This window comes from Bacillus sp. V59.32b (assembly GCF_003429085.1).
In the GTDB taxonomy this organism is placed as follows: domain Bacteria; phylum Bacillota; class Bacilli; order Bacillales; family DSM-1321; genus Peribacillus.
On sequence record NZ_QVTC01000021.1, the window covers coordinates 1 to 22,207 of the forward strand.

22 protein-coding genes and 11 tRNA genes are annotated in these 22,207 nt (G+C 42.7%); 2 read left to right on the top strand and 31 right to left on the bottom strand.

Going from position 1 to position 22,207, the window contains the following annotated elements:
- Positions 1-61: 61 nt before the first annotated feature.
- The 12 genes from D0463_RS06460 to D0463_RS06515 all read right to left on the bottom strand — a co-directional run bounded on the left by D0463_RS06460 (position 62) and on the right by D0463_RS06515 (position 2,144).
- A tRNA-Gly gene (locus D0463_RS06460) sits at positions 62-135 on the bottom strand.
- A gap of 36 nt (positions 136-171) precedes the next feature.
- Positions 172-248: transfer RNA gene (locus tag D0463_RS06465), tRNA-Pro, on the bottom strand.
- Between the two features lie 6 nt (positions 249-254).
- Positions 255-331 (bottom strand) — tRNA-Arg (locus tag D0463_RS06470).
- A 12-nt stretch (positions 332-343) separates the two neighbouring features.
- Positions 344-429, bottom strand: a tRNA-Leu gene (locus D0463_RS06475).
- 56 nt (positions 430-485) lie between these two features.
- Positions 486-570, bottom strand: a tRNA-Leu gene (locus D0463_RS06480).
- A 13-nt stretch (positions 571-583) separates the two neighbouring features.
- A tRNA-Lys gene (locus tag D0463_RS06485) sits at positions 584-659 on the bottom strand.
- Between the two features lie 137 nt (positions 660-796).
- A tRNA-Gln gene (locus D0463_RS06490) sits at positions 797-871 on the bottom strand.
- Positions 872-947: 76 nt separating this feature from the next.
- Positions 948-1,023, bottom strand: a tRNA-Asp gene (locus D0463_RS06495).
- 63 nt (positions 1,024-1,086) lie between these two features.
- Positions 1,087-1,158 (bottom strand) — tRNA-Glu (locus tag D0463_RS06500).
- A gap of 29 nt (positions 1,159-1,187) precedes the next feature.
- A tRNA-Ser gene (locus tag D0463_RS06505) sits at positions 1,188-1,278 on the bottom strand.
- Between the two features lie 7 nt (positions 1,279-1,285).
- A tRNA-Asn gene (locus tag D0463_RS06510) sits at positions 1,286-1,360 on the bottom strand.
- 313 nt (positions 1,361-1,673) lie between these two features.
- Complete coding sequence (locus D0463_RS06515) at positions 1,674-2,144, bottom strand: SprT family protein (protein ID WP_117306385.1); 471 nt, start codon at positions 2,142-2,144, stop codon at positions 1,674-1,676.
- Positions 2,145-2,226: 82 nt separating this feature from the next.
- On the opposite strand from D0463_RS06515, the gene cmpA reads away from it, so the two are divergent.
- Complete coding sequence (cmpA, locus tag D0463_RS06520; RefSeq protein WP_117306387.1) at positions 2,227-2,346, top strand: cortex morphogenetic protein CmpA; 120 nt, start codon at positions 2,227-2,229, stop codon at positions 2,344-2,346.
- Positions 2,347-2,407: 61 nt separating this feature from the next.
- Here cmpA and D0463_RS06525 read toward each other — a convergent pair whose 3' ends face one another.
- The 14 genes from D0463_RS06525 to acpS form a co-directional block, all read right to left on the bottom strand.
- Entirely contained in the window at positions 2,408-4,564 is a 2,157-nt protein-coding gene (locus tag D0463_RS06525; protein ID WP_117306422.1) for a Tex family protein, read from the bottom strand.
- Between the two features lie 477 nt (positions 4,565-5,041).
- On the bottom strand, positions 5,042-5,650 hold the full coding sequence (locus tag D0463_RS06530) for a SpoIIE family protein phosphatase (RefSeq protein ID WP_117306389.1): 609 nt from the start codon (positions 5,648-5,650) through the stop codon (positions 5,042-5,044).
- The gene (gene sigB / locus D0463_RS06535) at positions 5,650-6,438 is read right to left on the bottom strand and encodes an RNA polymerase sigma factor SigB (RefSeq protein WP_117306391.1); all 789 of its coding nucleotides are present in this window, start codon (positions 6,436-6,438) and stop codon (positions 5,650-5,652) included. The genes D0463_RS06530 and sigB overlap by 1 nt, the downstream gene beginning before the upstream one ends.
- Positions 6,416-6,886 carry an anti-sigma B factor RsbW gene (rsbW, locus tag D0463_RS06540; protein WP_117306393.1) on the bottom strand — a complete coding sequence of 157 codons (471 nt, stop codon included), beginning with the start codon at positions 6,884-6,886 and terminating at the stop codon, positions 6,416-6,418. The genes sigB and rsbW overlap by 23 nt, the downstream gene beginning before the upstream one ends.
- Complete coding sequence (locus D0463_RS06545; RefSeq protein WP_117306395.1) at positions 6,883-7,215, bottom strand: anti-sigma factor antagonist; 333 nt, start codon at positions 7,213-7,215, stop codon at positions 6,883-6,885. The genes rsbW and D0463_RS06545 overlap by 4 nt, the downstream gene beginning before the upstream one ends.
- A gap of 57 nt (positions 7,216-7,272) precedes the next feature.
- Positions 7,273-8,283, bottom strand: a complete 1,011-nt coding sequence (locus tag D0463_RS06550; RefSeq protein WP_117306397.1) for a PP2C family protein-serine/threonine phosphatase — start codon at positions 8,281-8,283, stop codon at positions 7,273-7,275.
- An 11-nt stretch (positions 8,284-8,294) separates the two neighbouring features.
- The gene (locus D0463_RS06555; RefSeq protein ID WP_117306399.1) at positions 8,295-8,696 is read right to left on the bottom strand and encodes an anti-sigma regulatory factor; all 402 of its coding nucleotides are present in this window, start codon (positions 8,694-8,696) and stop codon (positions 8,295-8,297) included.
- A gap of 3 nt (positions 8,697-8,699) precedes the next feature.
- The gene (locus tag D0463_RS06560; RefSeq protein WP_117306424.1) at positions 8,700-9,056 is read right to left on the bottom strand and encodes an STAS domain-containing protein; all 357 of its coding nucleotides are present in this window, start codon (positions 9,054-9,056) and stop codon (positions 8,700-8,702) included.
- A gap of 2 nt (positions 9,057-9,058) precedes the next feature.
- On the bottom strand, positions 9,059-9,886 hold the full coding sequence (locus tag D0463_RS06565; RefSeq protein WP_117306401.1) for an RsbT co-antagonist protein RsbRA: 828 nt from the start codon (positions 9,884-9,886) through the stop codon (positions 9,059-9,061).
- 337 nt (positions 9,887-10,223) lie between these two features.
- Positions 10,224-10,574, bottom strand: coding sequence for a type II toxin-antitoxin system PemK/MazF family toxin (locus D0463_RS06570; protein WP_117306426.1), 351 nt, complete (start codon positions 10,572-10,574; stop codon positions 10,224-10,226).
- 7 nt (positions 10,575-10,581) lie between these two features.
- Positions 10,582-10,863: a CopG family ribbon-helix-helix protein gene (locus D0463_RS06575; RefSeq protein ID WP_117306403.1), complete on the bottom strand. Its 282-nt coding sequence runs from the start codon at positions 10,861-10,863 to the stop codon at positions 10,582-10,584.
- 157 nt (positions 10,864-11,020) lie between these two features.
- Positions 11,021-12,172, bottom strand: a complete 1,152-nt coding sequence (gene alr, locus D0463_RS06580) for an alanine racemase (RefSeq protein ID WP_117306428.1) — start codon at positions 12,170-12,172, stop codon at positions 11,021-11,023.
- 224 nt (positions 12,173-12,396) lie between these two features.
- Positions 12,397-13,407, bottom strand: coding sequence for a LolA family protein (locus tag D0463_RS06585; RefSeq protein ID WP_117306405.1), 1,011 nt, complete (start codon positions 13,405-13,407; stop codon positions 12,397-12,399).
- Positions 13,408-14,009: 602 nt separating this feature from the next.
- Positions 14,010-14,363, bottom strand: a complete 354-nt coding sequence (gene acpS, locus D0463_RS06590; protein ID WP_117306408.1) for a holo-ACP synthase — start codon at positions 14,361-14,363, stop codon at positions 14,010-14,012.
- A 100-nt stretch (positions 14,364-14,463) separates the two neighbouring features.
- Here acpS and D0463_RS06595 point away from each other — a divergent pair, with 100 nt between their 5' ends.
- Entirely contained in the window at positions 14,464-15,066 is a 603-nt protein-coding gene (locus D0463_RS06595) for a rhomboid family intramembrane serine protease (RefSeq protein ID WP_117306410.1), read from the top strand.
- 36 nt (positions 15,067-15,102) lie between these two features.
- Here the strand turns inward: D0463_RS06595 and D0463_RS06600 are convergent, their stop codons facing one another.
- The 5 genes from D0463_RS06600 to D0463_RS06620 form a co-directional block, all read right to left on the bottom strand.
- Positions 15,103-16,578 carry a PH domain-containing protein gene (locus tag D0463_RS06600; protein ID WP_117306412.1) on the bottom strand — a complete coding sequence of 492 codons (1,476 nt, stop codon included), beginning with the start codon at positions 16,576-16,578 and terminating at the stop codon, positions 15,103-15,105.
- A complete protein-coding gene (locus D0463_RS06605; protein WP_117306414.1) occupies positions 16,571-17,044 on the bottom strand; it encodes a PH domain-containing protein in 474 nt (157 codons plus the stop codon). Before D0463_RS06605 ends, D0463_RS06600 begins: the two co-directional genes overlap by 8 nt.
- A gap of 163 nt (positions 17,045-17,207) precedes the next feature.
- Complete coding sequence (gene cshA, locus D0463_RS06610) at positions 17,208-18,695, bottom strand: degradosome RNA helicase CshA (protein ID WP_117306416.1); 1,488 nt, start codon at positions 18,693-18,695, stop codon at positions 17,208-17,210.
- A 670-nt stretch (positions 18,696-19,365) separates the two neighbouring features.
- Positions 19,366-20,751: a UDP-N-acetylmuramoyl-tripeptide--D-alanyl-D-alanine ligase gene (locus tag D0463_RS06615; protein WP_117306418.1), complete on the bottom strand. Its 1,386-nt coding sequence runs from the start codon at positions 20,749-20,751 to the stop codon at positions 19,366-19,368.
- 94 nt (positions 20,752-20,845) lie between these two features.
- Entirely contained in the window at positions 20,846-21,928 is a 1,083-nt protein-coding gene (locus tag D0463_RS06620; protein ID WP_117306420.1) for a D-alanine--D-alanine ligase, read from the bottom strand.
- Between the last annotated feature and the right edge of the window lie 279 nt (positions 21,929-22,207).

Sequence of the window (22,207 nt, forward strand, 5' to 3'; positions counted from 1 at the left end):
TGTGCTCACTATTAAAATTAACGTTGGCGCTTTGTTTTGTTCAGTTTTCAAAGAGCAATATTGGAGCGGGTGATGAGAATCGAACTCACGACATCAGCTTGGAAGGCTGAGGTTTTACCATTAAACTACACCCGCATTATAAATTAGAATAATATGAAGCTTTTCAAGAGATGGTCGGGAAGACAGGATTCGAACCTGCGACCCCTTGGTCCCAAACCAAGTGCTCTACCAAGCTGAGCTACTTCCCGTATATTTGGTGCGGCCGAGAGGAGTCGAACCCATAACCTTCTGATCCGTAGTCAGACGCTCTATCCAATTGAGCTACGGGCGCATATTATCTTTTTGGTGCGGCCGAGAGGACTTGAACCTCCACGGGGTTGCCCCCACTAGGCCCTCAACCTAGCGCGTCTGCCATTCCGCCACGACCGCGAAAGCGACAATTACTATTATATCTTTTTATTCTCTGAAAATCAACAGGGAATAAATGGTGCGGGTGAAGGGACTTGAACCCCCACGCCTTGCGGCGCCAGATCCTAAGTCTGGTGCGTCTGCCAATTCCGCCACACCCGCATACAAATATAAATGGTGAGCCATGAAGGACTCGAACCTTCGACCCTCTGATTAAAAGTCAGATGCTCTACCAACTGAGCTAATGGCTCGATATATAGAATTGCTTCGCTGCTCTTGTTTTAAAAATGTGCTCCGTTTACCTCTTTTCAAGACGTAAACTCCGCAACTCGCAGCTTAATCATAGAAGCTTTGCTCGTCTCTACCAACTGAGCTAATGGCTCACATATGGCTGGGCTAGCTGGATTCGAACCAACGCATGACGGAGTCAAAGTCCGTTGCCTTACCGCTTGGCTATAGCCTATCATTTCGCTTAACACAGAAATATATTATATCACTGATAACTTTCTCTACGCAAGCATTTTATTATATTAATTAAATGGCGGTCCCGACGGGAATCGAACCCGCGATCTCCTGCGTGACAGGCAGGCATGTTAACCGCTACACCACGGGACCTTTTAAAGTATACCTAGTGAAGCACCTTGAAAGTTTAAACTTTCAAGGTGCCCACTATACAAGTGACCCCTACGGGATTCGAACCCGTGTTACCGCCGTGAAAGGGCGGTGTCTTAACCGCTTGACCAAGGGGCCATATTATAATAAATAATCAATAAACTAACTGGCGGAGAAGGAGGGATTTGAACCCTCGCGCCGCTTACGCGACCTACACCCTTAGCAGGGGCGCCTCTTCAGCCTCTTGAGTACTTCCCCAAAAAAATGGCTCCGCAGGTAGGACTCGAACCTACGACCGTTCGGTTAACAGCCGAATGCTCTACCACTGAGCTACTGCGGAATATTATGATTGGTTCCTAAAACTTACTCTCGATCAGCCGAATGTACTCATCTCAGAAAGCTATGCAAGGAGCAGCTCGATGAGTACAACTCGCAGGTCTTACTCAGAAGCTTCGCTCGTTGCTCTACCACTGAGCTACTGCGGAATAATTATAATTGGTTCCTAAAACTGACTCTTAACTAGCTGAATAAAGTGTCTCCAAAACCGCATTGCAACAATGCTACGGTTATTTTGTCGACATTTATGATTATAGTCAGCTTACCATGTAAAGTCAAGATACTTCTTATAAATTCTTTTGATAACATATAATCCGCTATTTTATTCTGATTTCCTCTACTAACTTAAGCTTACCTTTGCATTTTCCACAAACATAACGGTCTGTATTAATCCTTCTTTTCCGCGAAAACATTTGGCCGCACTGTTTGCATTGATATCGGCAGATCTTAGTGTTTTTTCTTTTCACTGCTTTTGAAAGCGGGGTACAGAATCTAGGGGCATCGACCATCTTTAAAAGCTTTCTGAAATCTGCATCTCTATGCTGATAACCCCGCTTTTCCAGATGAAGATGGTAATGGCATAGCTCGTGCTTAATAATGCCGATAAGCTCGTCCATTCCTCGTTCTTCATAATATTTTTTATTGATTTCAATGTTATGGGAGTGAAGCAGGTAACGGCCGCCAGTAGTTCGAAGACGAGGGTTGAAAGTAGCTTTGTGATTGAACTTTTTAAAAAACCACTTCCATGATGTATCTTCCACTAATATCTGAAGCTCGCTATCATCCATGTTAATCACCTTCTGTTTTTGTAACATGACAACCCATTATAACATAAAATAACTAAACTTCGGGAATTTAGGGAGGTTCACTATGCCTAAGTGGTTTCAGAATCAAATGATGAGAGCCTTTTTGGAGAAAGACCGTTATCAGGTTAAAATGCTTAATCAATGTTGGTTTTTTTATATAAAAAAGGGAAGCTTGGATTTATAAGCATCCCCATAAAAAACACCCTCCTGACGTAACGATAGGAAGGTGTTCTTTCAATTATTAGTTAGCTTTGGTTTTCGGGAGGGAGCATGGTTAAGGATACTCTTTGTTTTTGACTATCGATTTGTTCTACCCAGACTGTCACGACATCGCCTACTGAAACAATATCAAGCGGGTGCTTTACATAACGAGTGCTGAGCTTGGAGATGTGCACAAGCCCATCCTGTTTAACGCCGATGTCTACAAAAGCCCCGAAGTCGACTACATTTCTTACTGTTCCCTGAAGCTCCATACCCGTTTTCAAGTCTTCTAATTTCAGAACATCTTGCTTTAATAACGGCTTAGGAAGTTCCTCGCGCAGATCCCTGCCTGGTTTCATTAAGGCATCAATGATATCCCTTAATGTTATTTCACCCAAGTCCAGTTCTTGAGAAAATTCTTTTATATTTATATTTTGCAATTCTTTATTGAGCGCATCACTGCCAAGATCATGTGACGAGTGCCCGATCTTTTTTAACAGTTTGGTTACCGCTGTGTAATTTTCAGGGTGTATGGATGTTTGGTCTAGCGGTTCTTCACCGTCAACAACCCGCAGAAACCCGATACATTGCTCATAAGTCTTCGCTCCTAACCTCGGAATTCCCTTTAGATTTTTCCGACTTATGAATTTCCCTTCTTCTTCCCGTTTTTTAATGATATTCTGCGCAACCGCCTTCGATAAACCAGCCACATACTGGAGCAGTGACACCGATGCCGTATTGACGTTGACCCCAACCTGATTCACCGCTGTCTCAACAACAAATGTAAGTGATTCTGATAATTTTTTTTGCGAGACATCATGCTGGTATTGTCCGACACCGACTGATTTAGGATCAATTTTGACCAGCTCTGCCAGTGGATCCTGAAGACGTCTGCCAATTGAAACTGCGCTTCTTTCCTCTACCTGATAATTCGGAAACTCTTCACGGGCGATATCAGAGGCTGAGTAAACACTCGCACCCGCTTCATTAACAATGATATAAAATATCGAAGCATCCAGCTGCTTCAGTGTCTCTGCTACAAACTGTTCGGTTTCCCGGGATGCCGTTCCGTTTCCTATCGCCACTACCTCTACAGCGTGCTCCCGAAGTAAAGCGATCATCTTCTCCCGAGCAGCTTCCTTTTTAGAAACAGGAGGGTGTGGATAGATGACACTTATGTTCAATACCTTGCCTGTCTCGTCAACCACCGCAAGCTTGCAGCCCGTTCGGAAAGCAGGATCCACCGCAAGGACTACTTTCCCTTTTAGCGGAGGTTGAAGCAGCAAGTTTCGTAAATTCTCGGAAAAAATATGTATGGCCTGATCTTCCGCTTTTTCCGTCAATTCCTTTCGTATTTCCCTCTCAATGGAAGGCATAATCAAACGTTTAAAACTGTCTTCTATTGCCTCTTTGACAGCCTGAGCAACTGAAGAAGATGAATTTTTAATAATCTTTTTCTCAAGATAGGCCAAAATGATTTCTGTGTTAGGCATGATCGTTAAGCGCAGCACTTCTTCTTTTTCTCCACGGTTCAGGGCCAAAACACGATGGGGAACGATTCTTTGGACAGGCTCTTCATATTCATAATACATTTCAAAAATATTCTTCTCGTCCTTCTCTTTATCCTTGACGACTGAAATGACCTGACCTTTTTTAAAAACTTCGGCTCGAATCCATTTTCGAAGGGCTGCGTCATCGGAAATTTGCTCTGCAATGATATCCTTCGCACCGGAGAGAGCATCCTCGACTGTTAAGACTTCTTTATCTTCAGAGATAAATTCATTGGCCTTTTCTTCTAAGCTTTCTTGCACAGGGAAAAGCATCAGCCATTCTGCCAGCGGCTCAAGGCCTTTTTCTTTCGCTACCGTGGCTTTTGTTCTTCTTTTTTGTTTATAGGGACGATATAGATCTTCTATTTCTTGCAGCTTTTCGGCTTTTTCAATCTGGCTTTTCAATTCGGGCGTCAGCTTCCCCTGTTCTTCAATCAGGCGAATGACTTCCTGCTTACGATTGCCGAGGCTCTCCAGGTAATTCCACCTCTCCATGATCGACCTGATCTCCACTTCATCCAGCGAACCCGTTAACTCTTTCCGGTAACGCGCGATAAAAGGTACGGTGTTGCCCTCCTGAAGCAAGTTAATTACATTCTGCACCTGATTTTTCTTAATCGATAATTCCTCAGAAACTGTATCTACAAGCATCTTTACCTTATCTTCGACAGCTATCAAATTATTTCCCCCAGTAAATATTCTTCATGTATACAGTCTACCAAAATCTCCAACAGGAAGCGAACCTATGCAGTTTGAAAATCGGCTGAAATTACTAAACAAAAAAGGCTCTTCACCATAACTGGTGGTTTAATATTGATTAACGTAATATCTCAGTTAATTTGCTATAAAGTTGATTGGCGAGGGCGGTGCCTATTCATGGATGATGATTCAACGTCCTGCGGGGAAAGCAGGCCAGTTAACGGAACGTCGACTAAGATCATCGCCACGTCCTTATGTCTTACGTCGACGCCAACACATCCTGTGTAAGTCCCGGAGGCGTGCCCTTTGCCGAGGAGGCTTCCGGACTGCCCGCGGAAAGCGAGCGCCTGGAGCGGAAGTCAACGGATAATCAAAAGCTTAAACCACTTCTTTTGGTGAAGAACCACAAAAAAGCTTACTTTCCATGTTTTATGAAAGTAAGCTTCCTAATATAAAGGTAGTATCATCAGAGTGAACGGTATTTTTTTCTAAAATAACCCGAGCTTTTTGCTCAAGAGAACCATATGTTTTTAATATCGATTTTGCGCCTTGAATCTGCAGTCCATCTGAATGAATGATAAATTTCGCGTTTGGCTCATACTTAAATCTTTGGGTTTGATACTTTTGGTTTCTCCCTGATAGATATCCGGTTACCGGCAACGGGTATACAAGTTTGTCAGACTCCGGATTATAGAGAAAGAACCGAATATTCCCTACTGAACTGTACACGAACTCTTTTGTATCATAATAGAGCTTTAATACGGATACCGCCGCTCCCCTTTTATTCAGGAGAACATCATTAGCTAAAGACATTAATGTTCCTACAGCTTCATTATGATTATTTTTCACAATTTCCGTTACGGCTGAAGAGGAGTCGTAAGCGAATTGGCCGCTTCCTAAACCATCTGCCAGTACGCACAGAAAATAATCATTTGTATTTATAAAAAAATAGTCGTCTCCGCAATATGGCATTTCATTTTTTGAAGATTGTGAAGCTAAGAACTCAATTTCTTCATCTCTTATCACTTCTTTAATCATTATACGAACTCCGAGTTGGTTTCCGCATTGATTGCTTCCTGCAGCTTTTTAATTGCCCTGCGCTGAAGTCGGGATACATGCATTTGGGAAATCTCAAGACGCTCGCCGGCTTCCTTCTGGCTTAAATTTTCAAGGTACGTATATTGGATAATTTTCTTTTCTCTATCACTCAATACATGCAATACTTTTTCTAAAACGAGACGCTGATTCACTTTTTCATATCCATCATCGACATTCCCGAATATATCAAGCAAAGTGACCGTGCCGCCGTCTGAATCTGCCTCAATGGAATGGTCAACAGATAAAGCCTGATAGCTTTTCCCCATTTCCATCGCTTCCAGAACTTCTTCTTCCGCCACTTCTAGATGCTCAGCGATCTCGTCAATTCTTGGGGAACGATGGAGGACGGTCGTGAGTTCTTCAACGGTTGCTTTAATTTTGGGGCCCAGTTCCTTGATTCTCCTCGGAACATGGACACTCCATGTTTTATCTCTTAAAAATCTTTTGATTTCACCGATAATGGTTGGAACCGCAAATGCTTCAAAGCTTTTCCCAAAGGTCTCATCATATCTGCGGATGGCACCCAAAAGACCAATCATCCCTACCTGAACAATGTCCTCTTGATAGGATTTGCCTTTAGAGTATTTTCTTGAAATGGTTTCGACTAAACTTTTATAATGAAGGACCAGTTGATTTTGGGCCTCCTGATCCTCGTGAAGCTGATAGGCTTTTATCCATTCGTTTACTTGATCTCTCGTTGCTTGGTTAGGTTGAGAGTGTTTTTGCATCCATCTCCACCTGCTCTCCCTCTAGAAACTTAGTCATAAAAACTGTAACCCCTTCATGCTCGTGAATTTTCACTTCATCCATTAGGGTTTCGATTAAGTAAAGGCCCAAGCCTCCTTCTCTCAGGAATTCGACATTTTGGCCGTTCTCATAAGGCCCCAGACCTTGTCTTACATCATCGAAATTACAGCTCTTTCCGCTATCTGACACCATGACCTCAAGACGGTCAGGATATAGTCCAAAACCAATCTTCACTTCGCCCTCATTGCCTTTATAAGCGTGCTGTACCGCGTTTGTGCAAGCCTCGCTGGTCGCAATTTTCAAATCTTCTATTTCATCATAGGAGAAGCCCATGCGGCTTGCAATACCGGAAAGCGTTAAGCGAATCACTCCAATAAAATCAGGCTTAGCTGGTATATTCATTTCGATGTAATCGTATGCTTCACTCATTCTAACCCACCCTCTGCATCACTTTTAATATCGATAATATCGGCAAGACCGGTTATATCAAATAAGCGGCGCAAGCGTTCTGACAAACCTATGAGCTTAAATTCCCCATTGTGCGCACGTACGCTTTTGAACAGTCCTACAAACACGCCGAGGCCTGCGCTATCCATATATGAAACTTCCGCAAGATTTACGACCATGGAGATGTTATCCTGCTCAGATAAAGGAAACAATGTCTCACGGAGCTTGGGTGCTGTGTATGCATCAATCTCACCTTTAACTTCTACTTCTACTTTTGAATTTATATCTTGTACATCAATCGTAATATTCATTTAATTGACCCACCCTCTTCTTTCAATTCCAATTATATTTACCCAGATTACGCAGCATCAAACGTTTCTTTTTAAAATGATCAATGTAAAATCATCCCGCAATTGGAAATGCTGAAGCTTTTCAAGTTGTTTATAAATATTATTTACTATTTCCTGCGCATTTAAGTGGATATTTTTTTGTATATATTCAATGAGGGTTTCCCGCTCGATGAATCCTTCGCTTGTCCTGCACTCCGTCACTCCGTCGGATAAAAGAATAATCATATCCCCAAGTTCAACAGGTTTCTCGTATTGTTGGTACTTTGTTTTCTTATCGACTCCAAGAAGCAAGCCTTTTGCATTCAAGTCTTTAAATTCACCCGTTTTCGCCTCATAATAAAACCCTGGTTCGTGTCCAGCCGACGCATATGAGAAGATATGGTTATGAGGATTATAAAGACCGTAAAACATCGTGATGAACATGCTTGGATCAACATTGTGCTCCACAACTCTGTTCAGGCTCTCGAGAACACTGCTTGGCTGGTGACGATGATCCGGCAGGCTGTCCATCGCGTATTTAATCATGGACATGCAGAGTGCGGCGGGGATTCCCTTGCCGATAACATCTGCAATGCCGATTCCCATACATTCGCTTTCATCCTGCACGAAATGATAATAGTCACCGTTCATTTGCTTGGCCGGAACACTTATGGCACCAATTTCAAGGCCTTCAACATCCGGAATGTCGGTTTCTAAAAGCGTATGCTGAACATTGGCGGCTATTTCAATTTCTGACTTAAGCTCTTGCTGCTGATGCCGCAAACTCTGATGTTCCCTGTAGGCATTCCCATATCCCATCATGATTTCAAGAAGAAAATCAAAGGAGTGGAACACCTTGTCAGGTGTGTCGGGACATATTTCCATCAAGGTGCTTTTATGCAGACTAATAATCTCTTCTGGAGAGATTTTATATTGTATCGTCTTTCTGCTGATTTTTTGTCCCTGGTACAACGCTTGCTCCGTCTGATCTTTCAAATACGTAGAAAGAGCCTCACGGTACCTTTCTTCCATGTCCTCTCTAATCTCCATTCCGTCTCCCCCTAACGGAGCCATTTCGTCGCGTAGATCTTTGTACCTTTCCCAACCATAGAATCTATATCAAAGTCGTCCATCAACCGTTTTACACCGGGCAGGCCGGCTCCTAAGCCTCCGGAGGTTGTATATCCGTCTTCCATCACTCTTCTTATGTCCTGTATGCCGGGACCTTCATCGGTTGCGATAATCTTCAATCCTGACTTTCCGCCATCAAAAACCTTTTCTATGGCAACAGTACCCTGTCCGGCATATAAATATATGTTTCTTGCTAGCTCACTAATTGCTGTCGTTATCCTCGCCTGGTCCACGGTGCCAAATCCCAGTTCCTTGGCAACGTTGCGGCCAAGCTGGCGGGCAGCTACGATATCCCATTCATTAATAATCTTCACGAAGGATTGATACTCCATATATTAATCCCCCAGTTCCTGTTGTAATTTCTCCAGGCCTTTCTCAAGGTCTAATGCTGTCATGACATCATCCAAGCTTATTCCCAGTTCGATTAGAGTAATCGCAACAGCTGGCTGGATTCCGGTAATTACAACTTTTGCTCCCATGAGTTTAGACATGCCAAACACATCGCCTAACACTTTAGCGATGAAAGAATCGATGAAATCAATGGAGGTGATATCGATTACAACGCCATTTGCACTTGTTTCGTGAATTTTATGCAATAAATCTTCCTGGAATTGAAGAGCCGTAGCATCATCAAGTTCCCATTGTATAGAAACCAACAGGCAATCATAAAGCTTTAATATTGGGATTCGCATATTCATTCTTCCACCTCCACTATCTTACGGCTTGTTAATTGCAATGCAGCTTCGATGCCTTTTTTAAGTGAGTTTTTCGTGTCGATTTCATTGAGGTTAATTCCTAAATTAACAATGGTTTGTGCGATTTCCGGGCGAATTCCGCACAACATGCACTTAGCTCCTACCAGCCGAACAGCCTCTGCGGCCTGAATAATATGGTGGGCGACCATTGTATCAACGACCGGAACGCCGGTGATATCAATCAATACAACTTCCGAACGGTGTTTCACAGTGCCATGAAGCAAATTCTCCATAATTTGCTTGGCCCTTTCCGTATCGATTGTACCGACGAGGGGCATTACCGTGATGCCTTCAAGGACAGGAATTAGGGGAGCGGAGAGCTCCTGTAAAGCGATTTTTTGAAGAGAGACTGTCTTTTCCCAAGTTTGGGAGTATATATGAACAATCTCGTTATTTAACGGTGTTGACCATTGATCGAATTCATATACGATATCCATTTGATTTTCAGGCGTAACAATTCCACTCTCCTGCATGCCCTCAAACACAATTCGATTAAATTCGCGCAGCCCCTCATTCACAAATGTAAGCGGCCATCCAAGCCGAACAACCTTTTCGGCAAAATCCAAAAGCTTTGATGAGAATTGTTCATTATTGCTTTCAATGTTAGCAACAATCATATCTATGAACTCATTGCTTGTCCGTGCAAACATTTCATCAGAAACCACTTTGATAAGCCGTTCATCCGCTTTTTCTTTCATTTTCTTCATCCACTCATTCAGGATGTCATTTTGGTTTTTCTTTATATAGCCGTAAACCAATTGATCCATAATTTCCTCCCATTCCAGCACAACCGTGCACATAAATAATTCCGAACGCAGGTACATTTTCTAAGCTGATATTTTTAGTATATTGCAACAAAATCTTTCCCTTCATGAATGAAAACAAAACAGAAAGATTAAATAAATTTATTGACTTCCCACGCTTTCACTATAATGTTTTGTTGTTTGATTCGTCAAATGAAATAGTTTTCCTGCTTATTCGTTTATCGTTATAAAAAAATGGCTCCGGCATGATGCCAGAACCATTTTAGATGGACCCGATTGTTTAAATCAGGGTAATAATGAATAAAAACGATTTAAATCAGGAGCTTGCTTTCTTATTCTTTTAAAAATCTACTAATCCCAGACTAATTTGCAGGGCATCATGCACCTTTTGCATCATGGCCTCATCAAGATGAGTAATCTTATCGGTCAACCGCTGCTTGTCAATGGTACGTATTTGTTCTAAAAGGATAACTGAATCCCGTTCAAATCCATACTTTTTGGCATTAATCTCAACGTGTGTAGGCAGTTTGGCTTTCTGAATTTGCGCTGTAATGGCTGCTACAATCACAGTGGGACTAAAGCGATTACCGATATCATTTTGAATGATGAGCACCGGACGGGTCCCGCCTTGCTCTGAACCTACGACCGGGGACAGATCTGCGAAGTATACGTCACCACGCTTAACAACAATCAACGGATCAACCTCCGCTAACTAATCGTTCAACGCGATGTTCTGCCTCATATTCCGCTAAAAAAGCTTCTGATGCAATTGTTAAATTAATAGCTGCCATTTCAATATAGCCACTTTTCATAGACTCGCGAAATTCTCTTTTTTTACGGTCGCGAAGGTACTTCTTAGTCGCGCGATAAATTAACTCGCTGCGATTTACGTTTTCTTCTCGTACATACCCATCTAGCTCGGATAAAAAGTTTTGAGGTAATCGAACTAATATCTCTCTCGTTGTGCTGGATTCAGACACAAACATACACCTCCACCATCACTACACGCCTAATTATATTTCTTTTTTCATATTACCATTTAAATATCTGTATGCAAAGAGTATATTCAAAAATCTATATTATTATCAGCAAAAAAGTGTGATTCTTATTCACTTTTTATACAAAACGCCTAAAATTTCACTGCAGCAGCGGATTGACTACTTTAACAACCCTGTCCAACCGATGATAAACCCTCGGTACCCTCGCGGAAATGAGACAGACGACCTCATAGTTAATCGTTTCTAGCTTTTCTGCTATTTCATCAATCGAGATAAAAGATCCCGCACTCTCCCCGATCAGTGTCACCTCTGTTCCAAGAGGCTGTTCTTCTTTAAGTTTAACCATGCACTGATCCATGCAGATTCTTCCGATGATCGGCAGCCTTTCTCCATTTACAAGTACTTCCTGACCCTGAAGCTTCCGAATCCAGCCATCGGCATAACCGATCGGCAGCGTTGCGATCCATTCAGGCCGTTCAGCCTTATACGTTGCCCCGTAGCTGACACTGTCACCTTTAGACAGCTGTTTCAGCTGAACGATCCGCGTTTTAAGTGACATTGCCTGCTTCAGTGGAAATGGGAGTATTTCTTTCATTTCCATGGATGGGCTTAATCCATACATGGATATCCCCATTCTGACCGCATTAAAGTCATGATCATGAAAACGCAAGGAAGCGGCGCTGTTTGCGGCATGAATAAGAGCCGGCCGGACCTTAAGCCAGGAAAGCATGGCTTTAAATGCAGCCAGCTGCTTCTTATAATATTCTGTGTTTAATTCATCAGCCGTGGCAAAATGGGTGTAGATGCCCTCAAATAAAAATTTGTTTTCATTCAGCAGCATGTCTTCTAGATGCTCTAGCTCTTCTTTCGTACGTATCCCCAGTCTGCCCATACCGCTGTCGCATTTCACATGAATCTTAAGCGGTGCATGAGGCGAAATTTCTTTAATGGCGCTTTCCAGCCATTCCTTTTGAAATACTGTTAAAGCGATATCCTGTTCTGCAGCTATCCTTGCGTTTTCAGGTCTTGAAGCTCCGAGAACGAGTATGGGCGCCTGAATTCCTTTTTTCCTTAGCGCCAACGCTTCATCAAGAAAAGCAACAGCCAAATAATCCGCTCCCGCTTCAAGGGCGGTATTGGCTGTTTCCATGTCCCCATGACCATAGCCGTTAGCTTTCACAACCGCAAATATTTTCACTGCGGAAGGGAGGTGTTTTCTCATATTCGCAACATTTTCATATATGTGATCTAAATTAATTTCTGCCCACGTTTCTCTGTGGTAAGTCCCCATTTCCAACCTGTAACCCTTCCTTCTTGTCCCTTACAAAGTAATCGTTATCGGTTCAGTTTAACCGTTGGAACCTCATCACTTTGATTATAGACAAATTTTTTCTTTATATAAAGGAGAGTTTTTAGGGGATGGATCCTTCTCATAGCCTTAAAGAGCATCATAGAGACCAAGGCACGGCAATTCGCCATACAATATTCGAACCGAGCCTTAGACTCTTCATAAAATTATTTAACAGCCGCCTCTTCGACGGATCGAGCAACATTCACCATTTCTGCAGGAGTCAAGTCTTTAGAAGCAAGCGTATAATCTACACCGTTTATGGTCCAGGTAACCGAGTTGTCCGTCAAAGCCCCCACTGTGAATCCAAGGTCGACCGGTTCTCCGTTAATCTGATTGGAAATGAGCGTTGTTTCGACGACCTCCGCTTTTTCCTGAATTAACGTAAAGCTCTTTTTGCCCTCGTACGTGAGGACTATCCGTGTGCCATCCTCTATATCCAGCTCTTTTTCTTCTGTTAAGCTTACCCCATCCATTTTATAGGCGGGATACTTAACCCCAAAGCTTTTATCCTTCGCTTCCGCCATAACATCTACTTCCAATTGGGCTCCGGTCATATTTTTCTTCATATCAAATGCATCTTTGTCAAATGAAGTATCAAATGTAACTTTGGAAAACTCAACGGTGACCAATGCGTTATGGTCAGGATCCATTACCTTCACACTGACAGGTGACAAGTCCTTCTTGTTGAGAGTGATCTCCTGGTAAGGGAGCATCTTATTGTTTTGATACCGCGTTTTTGTTTCAAAAACGAAATGTTTTTCAGTTGTTGTAAAAGTCGCACTTTTATCTTCGATGATGTCCTTCACGAGCGACTCGTATAAATACGCCTGACTGCTGTTTTTCGGCCACTCGCTCTGGAATTTAAAGCTTTTGTTCAACGCCGGCGTCAACACATAGACTCCGTCCGTATTTCGAAGAATCATCTGGCTTTGGTCCTTTTCGGAGTTCTTCAGGTTCACTCTGTAAAATTCCGGGTTTTTGTGCCAAATCTCTACATCATAAACCTGTGGATCCGTCCCCATTTTCAACGTCATCTTCGCATTCGCTTTATAACCTTTCATTTCCTCAACCTTATCGTTCAGGTCACTGACTACATCGTCCTGCGTCTTTTGGCCGCAAGCGGAAAGGGCAAGTATCAGCATGATCCCTGCAAAAAGCGTTAACAACTTCTTCATCTTTTCAACCCCTTTTGGTTTTTAAACGTAAAAGGGAGAGGAAAAGGCAGGATCAAGACATTGAGGTTGATACGAATCTCGCCAAGATGTTTCTTCTGCGCTGTTCACGAGAGCCTTTCCTACAATGAATCTTTTACCGGGCCTTGTCTCCCTATAGCAATATGAGTATATGAGACAACCTTTTTAAATATGAATAGAAAAGCGAAAGCGCCCTTCAAAGAAGGAACGTCGACTAAGATCGCCACGTCCTTATGTCTTCGTCGTTCTGACCCACATCGTGTGTGCCTCCGACAGGCATAGACGAAACGCGAGGAGGCACTTCCTAAAGTGAAACAGCGGTTTGGCATTAGAGGAACCTCGGCTAAAATCTGCCACATCGTGTGCAAACGCCGACGCCAGCACATCCTGTGCAAGTCCGAGGGGCTGGGCGCTGCCGACTAAAATCGCCACGTCCTGTACATCGTAACTAAACATCTATCAAGATTAATAAAGTTATACTTTCTTTCTATAAAAGCGGAAGCGCTCTGGTCAGTTAAGGTAATGAAAAAAACATCAGTATAATACTGATGTTTGACAAGGCTTCCAAGTATCTAATTCTCTGCTTAAGCTTCTTCAATGACCACCTGTGCAACGGCATATTCCCGGCTATGTGTAATGGAAAGGTGTACTCCTTCGGAAAACGGCTTTTGAATAAACGGTTTGCCGTTTTGATCTGTAGTAATTTCAATATCCAGAAATGAAATACTTTCTCCAATTCCAGTTCCGAAAGCTTTGGAGAAAGCTTCTTTCGCCGCAAAACGGCCGGCAAGAAACTCTGCTTTCCGCGGGCCTTTTAGGCCTGTATATATCTTTGCTTCCCGCTCTGTTAAGATTCTTTCCGCAAACCTCGGCTGCCGTTCTAGGATCGCCTGTATCCTTGATAATTCAGTAATATCTATTCCGATCCCTTTAATCATCGCGACCTTCCTTCTATCTTATTTATTTCTTGCATATAAATATTGTACAAGTCTTTCTATAATGAGGTCCCGCGCCAGTAAAAAGAAAAGGATGATTATAATGTTCACAAGAACGGAAAGCTTTCAACAATTCGTTAAGCTTTATCCGGCAGTCAGCACCCTGCTCCTGCTGAATATCATATTGTTCCTTCTTAGTTTGCTCCCCGTTTTTCCGGATCATATGATTTTCGAGCTAGGGTCCGGATATAACCGCGCTATCGCTGACGGAGAATGGTGGAGATTAATAACCTCGATATTTTTGCATCGTTCATTCAGCCATTTATTATTCAACTGCTTTTCAATGGTCATTTTAGCTCCCACTTTAGAGAGAATGCTTGGCCGTATAAGCTTCTGCATCTTTTTCATGGCGGTAGGCACTGCAGCAAACCTGGCCACCTATATGATAAACCCTTTATCTTTCAGTCATATTGGAGCCAGCAACGCGATACTTGGTGTGTTGGGCTTTTATTTATATATGGCGTTGTTTCATAAAAAAAGGCTGTCCAGACAAAATACAATTACCGTTTATGCATTGACCGCTCTTTCGGTTATTATGACATTTATGCAGCCGGAAATAAATCATGTGGGGCACCTCAGCGGATTGGCCGCCGGGATTGTATTCGCGTCTTTCTTTCAAAAGAAAATCGGCCAGTTTTGGTTTTAGCTGACGACTGCAGGGGTACCCGCTTGGTCCCGCAGGCTAGTTTCTTCTCTCTAAAAACCATTCCTTGATTGTTTCTGAATCCGCTGCTTCTAAATCAACTACCTTACCTACTCGCGGTCCTACCCCTGATTTGACGACTGCCGAAATAGAAGCGAGGTTTTTCCTCTTTTGGAAGGGGCTGATCTCAGAATAAACGGCTTGGATTCTATTTTTTTGAAAAATGAACGTTTGCTTAGATATAGTGCGGAATCTCAGCTGCAACTGATCGCCGGAAATGTTCCAGCCAGCACCCCGAAAGCATAAATAAGCCCAGAAAGCACCAAGCGGCAAAAGAAGAAGTGATAAAAAGCCCCATGGCCTCAAGAAAAACGAACATAAAGCCGCGATCGGAATGATAATCAGCGATATCCTGAATAAATACCTTTTAAAAGAACGTTTTGGAAGAGGGTTGATTTGAACATGTATGTGATATTCAGGAATGAATGTCTGGATCAATTCCTCGATTTTTTCTTTTTTAATCAAAGGAAATAACATGACATTGGAACTTTCCTTATCAAGGATAGAGCCGCCAGCATACTCAACATACACGCTTGCATAGCCGAGCGGCTGCCGGATTAAATTTTCGGCAATCCGGATCGCCTGAATTTTCTCGAGCGGTATTGTCAGTTGTCTTCTCTCCAGTAATCCTCTTGAAATCATGATTTTATCCTCATGCTTCTTTATAGTAAAAAAAGCATATTTAAGGACGATTCTTGCCGTGGCAATCACATAAGCAAACAGCAGTCCAAAAAAGACAAGAATTGCGATGAAGGAAATGCTCCCTTTAACAATCTGTTCAAAGCCGTTGAAAAGGCGTGAATATGGGATAATTTCATCAAATTGCCCAAAAAAGGCAATCGCACCTGAAAAGACCACTCCTACACCGCCAGATGTCGCGGCCATGATAAACAATTCCTTAAATGACTGCTGAAAAACGCCCTGTACCTGTTCCGCTTTCTCTAACCCCTGATTTTCCGCATCTGGCGCTTCACTTTCGTTATCTATAGCAATTTTGCCTTTCTTTTTCAGTTCATGAAAAATGGCATTGATCCTTTCTGCCTCGTCCTTAGTAATCGCCGTTAAAGTGGCATCAGCAAGATCAGCGCTCGACCCTGCCGTTTCAACTTTCAGCTTCACGAGACCGAATAAACGCTGCAGAATGCCTTCGGTTTTATCTATACTATGAATCCGTTCAAAGCGAATATATCTTTTCTTTTTAATAAAAACCCCTGATTCTATCCGTAATTCACCTTGCTCTACCCGGTATGTAAACCGCCACCAATCCAGGATTCCATATCCGATGAAAAGAAGAATAAAAACCGGAATCGCGATTAACTCAAGCATCGCCCACCAGTCCGATTCATCGCTCCCGCCGAATACAAAGAAGATGACTAATGGAATCAACGCCTCTTTGATCATTTTTATGGCACTCAACACCGCGGCTACAGGATGCAGTCTCTTTGGTTCAGACATCTTCTTCCTCCACGCTTGCCATCCTGGATATGTAAAAGCGAAGATCATCCGCTTCCTTTAAATCAAGGGCAGGGATTTCATGAATCGTAGCTGCAGTGGAAATTTCCATGGAAGCCAGATTATATTTTCTTAACAGCGGACCTTGCTTTGTATCCACGTGCTGAACACGGACCATCGGTACGAGCGTCCTTTTGATGATAAACAATCCGCTCTGGATTTCAATTTCTGTTTCCCTAACATCATATCTCCACCTTTTCCATCTGATAAGCGGGAAAAGATAAACGGATAGATAAGTTAGTAACAATGTTACAAGAGCGACCACTGCCGGTACCCACACCGGCCAATCGAATACAAAAGTAAGGATAATAGCTGCTATTGAAATGACCCACCAGAAGATTGAAAAAAATAAACCGGTAAATCGCCAAACCTTTAATGCTTTTTCTGAAATTACTTTTTGAGGTGCCATGTATCAGGTATCCTCTCTTTCACGATTTAATTTAACCCGTAAAAAGTATACTATATTTACTATTTCTGCACACTTACTTCTTCAGCAATGGCGATCAAGCTGTGTGTCGAAATGAGAGTAAAAAAAGAGCCCCCTGATTTTCCAGGAAGCTCTTTTAGTTGACTTATTTATTATACTGTTCTCGCTTTTGACCGAAACTGCGATTGCCGCCCGGCTTGCGATTGTTATTTCGTTTATTCCCATAATCCTTACGGCCGGATGGTCCTCTGCCATTGCGCGATCTGCTGTTAGAACCAGATCCGGATCCAGATCTATTGCGGTCACGTCTCATCGGCATTGGTGATTCTTCTGTTAATTTTACAGGAGTCGTATCAGGCTCTTTTGTTAGTGATTTAAGAACTGCGGCTACTAAATCAACAGCATTATGCTTTTGAAGAAGCTCTTCAGCTTGAGACAGATAAAGAGTTAGATCTTCATTTTCAACCGTATTCAAAATCTTTTCTGTTACTGCTTTTTGCTGTCCTTCCAACGCTTCTGTTATCGTCGGAGTCTTCATGCGCTCCATGCGCTTCTTGGTTGTATGTTCAACAGCTTGTAGCTGTCCTCTTTCTCGAGGAGTTACAAATGTAATGGCCACTCCATGCTTCCCGGCTCTTCCTGTACGACCAATACGGTGAACATAGCTTTCAGGATCTTGAGGAATGTCAAAGTTATAAACGTGTGTAACTCCAGAAATATCGAGTCCGCGTGCAGCGACGTCTGTAGCTACAAGGACATCAATGTTGCCTTCCTTGAATTTCTTCAATACCGACAAGCGCTTCGCCTGACTCAGGTCTCCATGAATCCCCTCGGCCATATAGCCGCGGACAGTCAATGCAGAAGAAAGTTCATCAACACGTCGTTTTGTACGTCCAAAAACGATCGCAAGTTCAGGAGTCTGAATGTCAAAAAGACGTGCCAGTGATTCAAACTTCTCATTTTCCCTTAATTCAAGATAATATTGATCAATATTAGATACTGTCATTTCCTTTGCTTTTACCCGTACAATTGTCGGATCCTTCATGAATCTTTCGGCAATTTTGCGGATAGGTTCAGGCATGGTCGCCGAGAAAAGCAAAGTTTGTCTTTCATCTGGAACTTCAGAAAGGATTGACTCGATGTCCTCAATGAACCCCATATTCAGCATTTCATCCGCTTCATCAAGGATTACCGTAGAAACGCCTCCAAGGCGGAGCGTCTTACGTTTGATATGATCTAATAAACGACCCGGAGTACCTACAATAATATGTGGCTTTTTCTTTAATGCGCGAATTTGCCGATCTATGTCTTGTCCACCGTAGACCGCTAAAACACGTGCGCGTTTTCCGTAGCCAAGCTTAAAAAGTTCTTCCGAAACCTGAATGGCAAGTTCACGTGTTGGAGCGATAATGATTCCTTGAACGTTTTCGTCCTTTAAATCAATTTTTTCCATTAATGGAATACCGAAAGCGACAGTTTTCCCTGTCCCGGTCTGAGCCTGGCCGATCAGGTCCTTGCCTTCTAATCCTAACGGAATCGTTTGGGCCTGTATGGGAGTTGCTTCTTCAAATCCCATTTTTTCAATGGATTTCATGGTTGTTCTATCTAATCCTAATTCGCTGAACAATGTCAATTTTTTCGTGCTCCTTTGTATTATAGAAATTTTTTCTCTTAAGAAAAAGTTTTCTCATTATCACCTAAAAGAATGACTACAATTTAAAAATTAATGAACCCAATGATGATTTACCAAAAGAAAAACATAATGAACCAAGCCATAGCACGGAATCATCCCAAAATGGAAATCGCACATAAAAGGCTGTTCAATAGTATATGTAACCAAAATTGAACTCAAGTAAACGGAAATGTCAAAAGTAGTATCCGATAAATCAGTCGGTTTATTCAGGTGAGGGCTGCTGTACCATAATTCCATATGCAATAAGAAAAGCTGAACTTTTCTTATACAAAACAGGCCCTTAAGCGTTGAGGGAGTTCGGAAGCGAGAAAATCACAATGATTTTAGACTTCCTATTTTAGCAATAAAAACTGCTAAGCAGCAGCCTTTAATAAAAGTTCAAGACGCGTGGCCTATTTATATGAAAATATAAGTCCTTTTTATAAAAGGAACTATATAAAGAAAGGTCTCTTTCAAAAGATATAAATTATGTTACCACTATAACGTGTCTAATGCAATAAAAGCACAGTATCATAATTATAAATTTATCCAACTGCATTATATCGGAAAGAAGAAAAGAAAGACCGGGAGAAGCCCTGTGTATGGACATAGCCCCCGGTTTTAAGCAGATTTATATTTCTTTTTGCAAAGCGTGGACGACTTCTTCCAGCTTCATGCCCCGTGAGGCCTTTACCAGTATGAGATCATTCGACTTTGTATGCTTTCTTAATTCGTCAATTAGTTCGGTTTTATCTTGAAAAACAAGAATATTTTCCGAAGAAAACTTTTTGCTTGCGCCTGCCGCAATCGCTGCGCCCAATTCCCCGAATGTAAAAACTTTGTTGATTTTATCCGGGTCGATCAGCGCACCGATATCCTCATGAAAAGCTTTTTCACGAGGCCCAAGCTCAAGCATGTCACCAAGCACCAAATACTTTTTATCATAACCGGTGATGCCCTCTATTAATTCTATCGCTGCTTTCATCGCAGTCGGGCTCGCGTTATAAGCATCATTTATGATCTTTTCCCCGCGCGATCCTTCAACCATCTCCATTCTCATATGCGTAAGCTTGAAACTGCTGAGTCCTTTGCGGATGAATTCTTCTTCGACATCCAGTTCTTTAGCTGCGAGTATCGCAGCAAGCGCATTTAATACATTATGGGTTCCGAGTACCGGAATGGAATATTCCGTATCAGTAGAACCCTGGAGAGTGAAGGTGGTATGGTCCTGACCCTGTCGAATCGTTATTGGATATAAATCGTTCGTATCACTGCGACCGAATGTCAGCAGATGTCTGTCAAATCGATCGCCTTCCAGCCTGCTAGTGAGTAGCGGTTCATCCCCATGATAGATAAGCGTCCCGTTACGCTTAAGTCCTGCGATAATTTCAAGCTTGGCACCCGCAATCTGTTCGCGAGAGCCAAGATCCAACAGATGCGCCTCCCCGATATTGGTAATAATGGCGACATCGGGACGGGCTAGCTTGGATAAAAATTCGATTTCTCCCCTGCTGCTCATCCCCATTTCCAGGACCGCAACTTCCGTATCCTCTTTCATCGAAAGAATCGTCAAAGGCAATCCGATATGGTTGTTATAATTACCGCTCGTTTTATGCACTCTATACGTTGTTCCAAGCAAGGCGGCAGTCATATCCTTCACCGTCGTTTTTCCGTTACTCCCGGTAATTCCGACTACCTTTAACGTCAATTGCTTCCGATATTCGGCGGCTAAATTTTGTAAAGCCGCAAGCGTATCCTTCACGATAATTAAAGGTACTCCCACTGGACGATTCGGGACATCTTCCTGCCAAAGAGAGACAGAAGCGCCTTGCTGGAGTGCCTTATCAACATATTGGTGGCCATTTACCTGTTCTCCATTTAGCGGCACAAACAAATTCTGCGCGAGAATATGTCTCGAATCGATGGATACGCCCTTGACTTCAATATCCCCATACTCCGATATATCATTTAACCCTCCGGCCATTTGATGGATTTGTTTTAAGGTTCTTGCGATCATTTTGATCCTCCTGGCATATGTATTTTTGGTTACCAGAAATAAAAAGAAGCAGAAGCTGTCAGGCTGCTACTTCTGCTCATCTTCATTCCGTCATTTAAAAGGTATGTTTAATTTTCTGTTTTTCCTCGTGGCGCTCTTTTGCAAGGTTTACTAATCTTTCAATCAGTTGAGGATACTCTAAACCAGTGTGCTTCCACAACAGCGGGAACATGCTGAAAGGAGTAAACCCGGGCATGGTGTTCACTTCATTAATATATGCCTTTCCATCCTTGGTCAAGAAGAAATCCGCACGGACAAGGCCGGAACAATCCAGGGCTTTAAACGATTGCATAGCCATTTCCTTCAGCAATTGATATTCAGCTTCTGAAATTTCCGCCGGGATAACAAGGGCTGTATTACCGTCTTGGTATTTCGCCTTGTAATCATAAAAATCTTTTTTCGGAATAATTTCCCCGGCCACCGAGCATTCCGGTTCATCGTTTCCAAGAACCCCAAGTTCTATTTCTCTGGCAACGATACCCTCTTCAATAATTATTTTACGGTCGAATTGGAACGCTTCTTCAAACGCTTTCTCTAACTCATTCCTGGACGTACATTTGCTGATACCTACACTTGAACCTAGATTGGCTGGTTTTACAAAACAAGGATAGCCCAGTTCATCTTCCACCTTTTTATAGGCTGCATCCCGATCCTTCTCCCAATCGGAGCGGATAAACCAATTGTATTTCACCTGGGAAAGTCCCGCCTGCGCAAAAATATTTTTCATGATTACTTTATCCATCCCAGCGGAAGAAGCAAGAACTCCATTCCCGATGTATGGAAGGTTCAGCAGCTCAAGCATCCCCTGGACCGTTCCGTCTTCTCCATTTGGTCCGTGAAGGAGAGGGAAGATGACATCAAAGCCGCCGTTATGGTTGCCACTTTCGGCAGACACGGAAACGTTTGATAAAGCGAGCGGCGCCATAGACGATTCTCCAGAAAAAGCAAGTTCCTTGACGCTTTCTACTGGCCCGGTCAGCTGTGGGCCTTTTACCCATTCGCCCTCTTCTGTTATGTAAATCGGATGTATATCAAATTTTTCTGAATCAAGCGCTTTAATGACGGCCATTGCGGTTTGCATGGAAACATGATGCTCCGCTGATTTCCCGCCATACAGTAACCCAAGTTTCGTTTTCATGTAATTACCCTCCCAATACTGTTAACCCGTTTCTTATTGTAACATTTTCCGGGCTAAACGAGAAAAATTTCTATTGCCTTATTTTAATTAATTTTCCGGGATTATCCTTATTATTTTATTATCGGTTCTTCACCAAAAGAAGTGGTTTAAGCTTTTGATTATCCGTTGATTTCCGCTCCAGGCCCTCGCTTTCCGCGGACAGTCCGGGAGCCTCCTCGGCAAAGGGCACGCCTCCGGGACTTACACAGGATGTGTTGGCGTCGACGTAAGACATAAGGA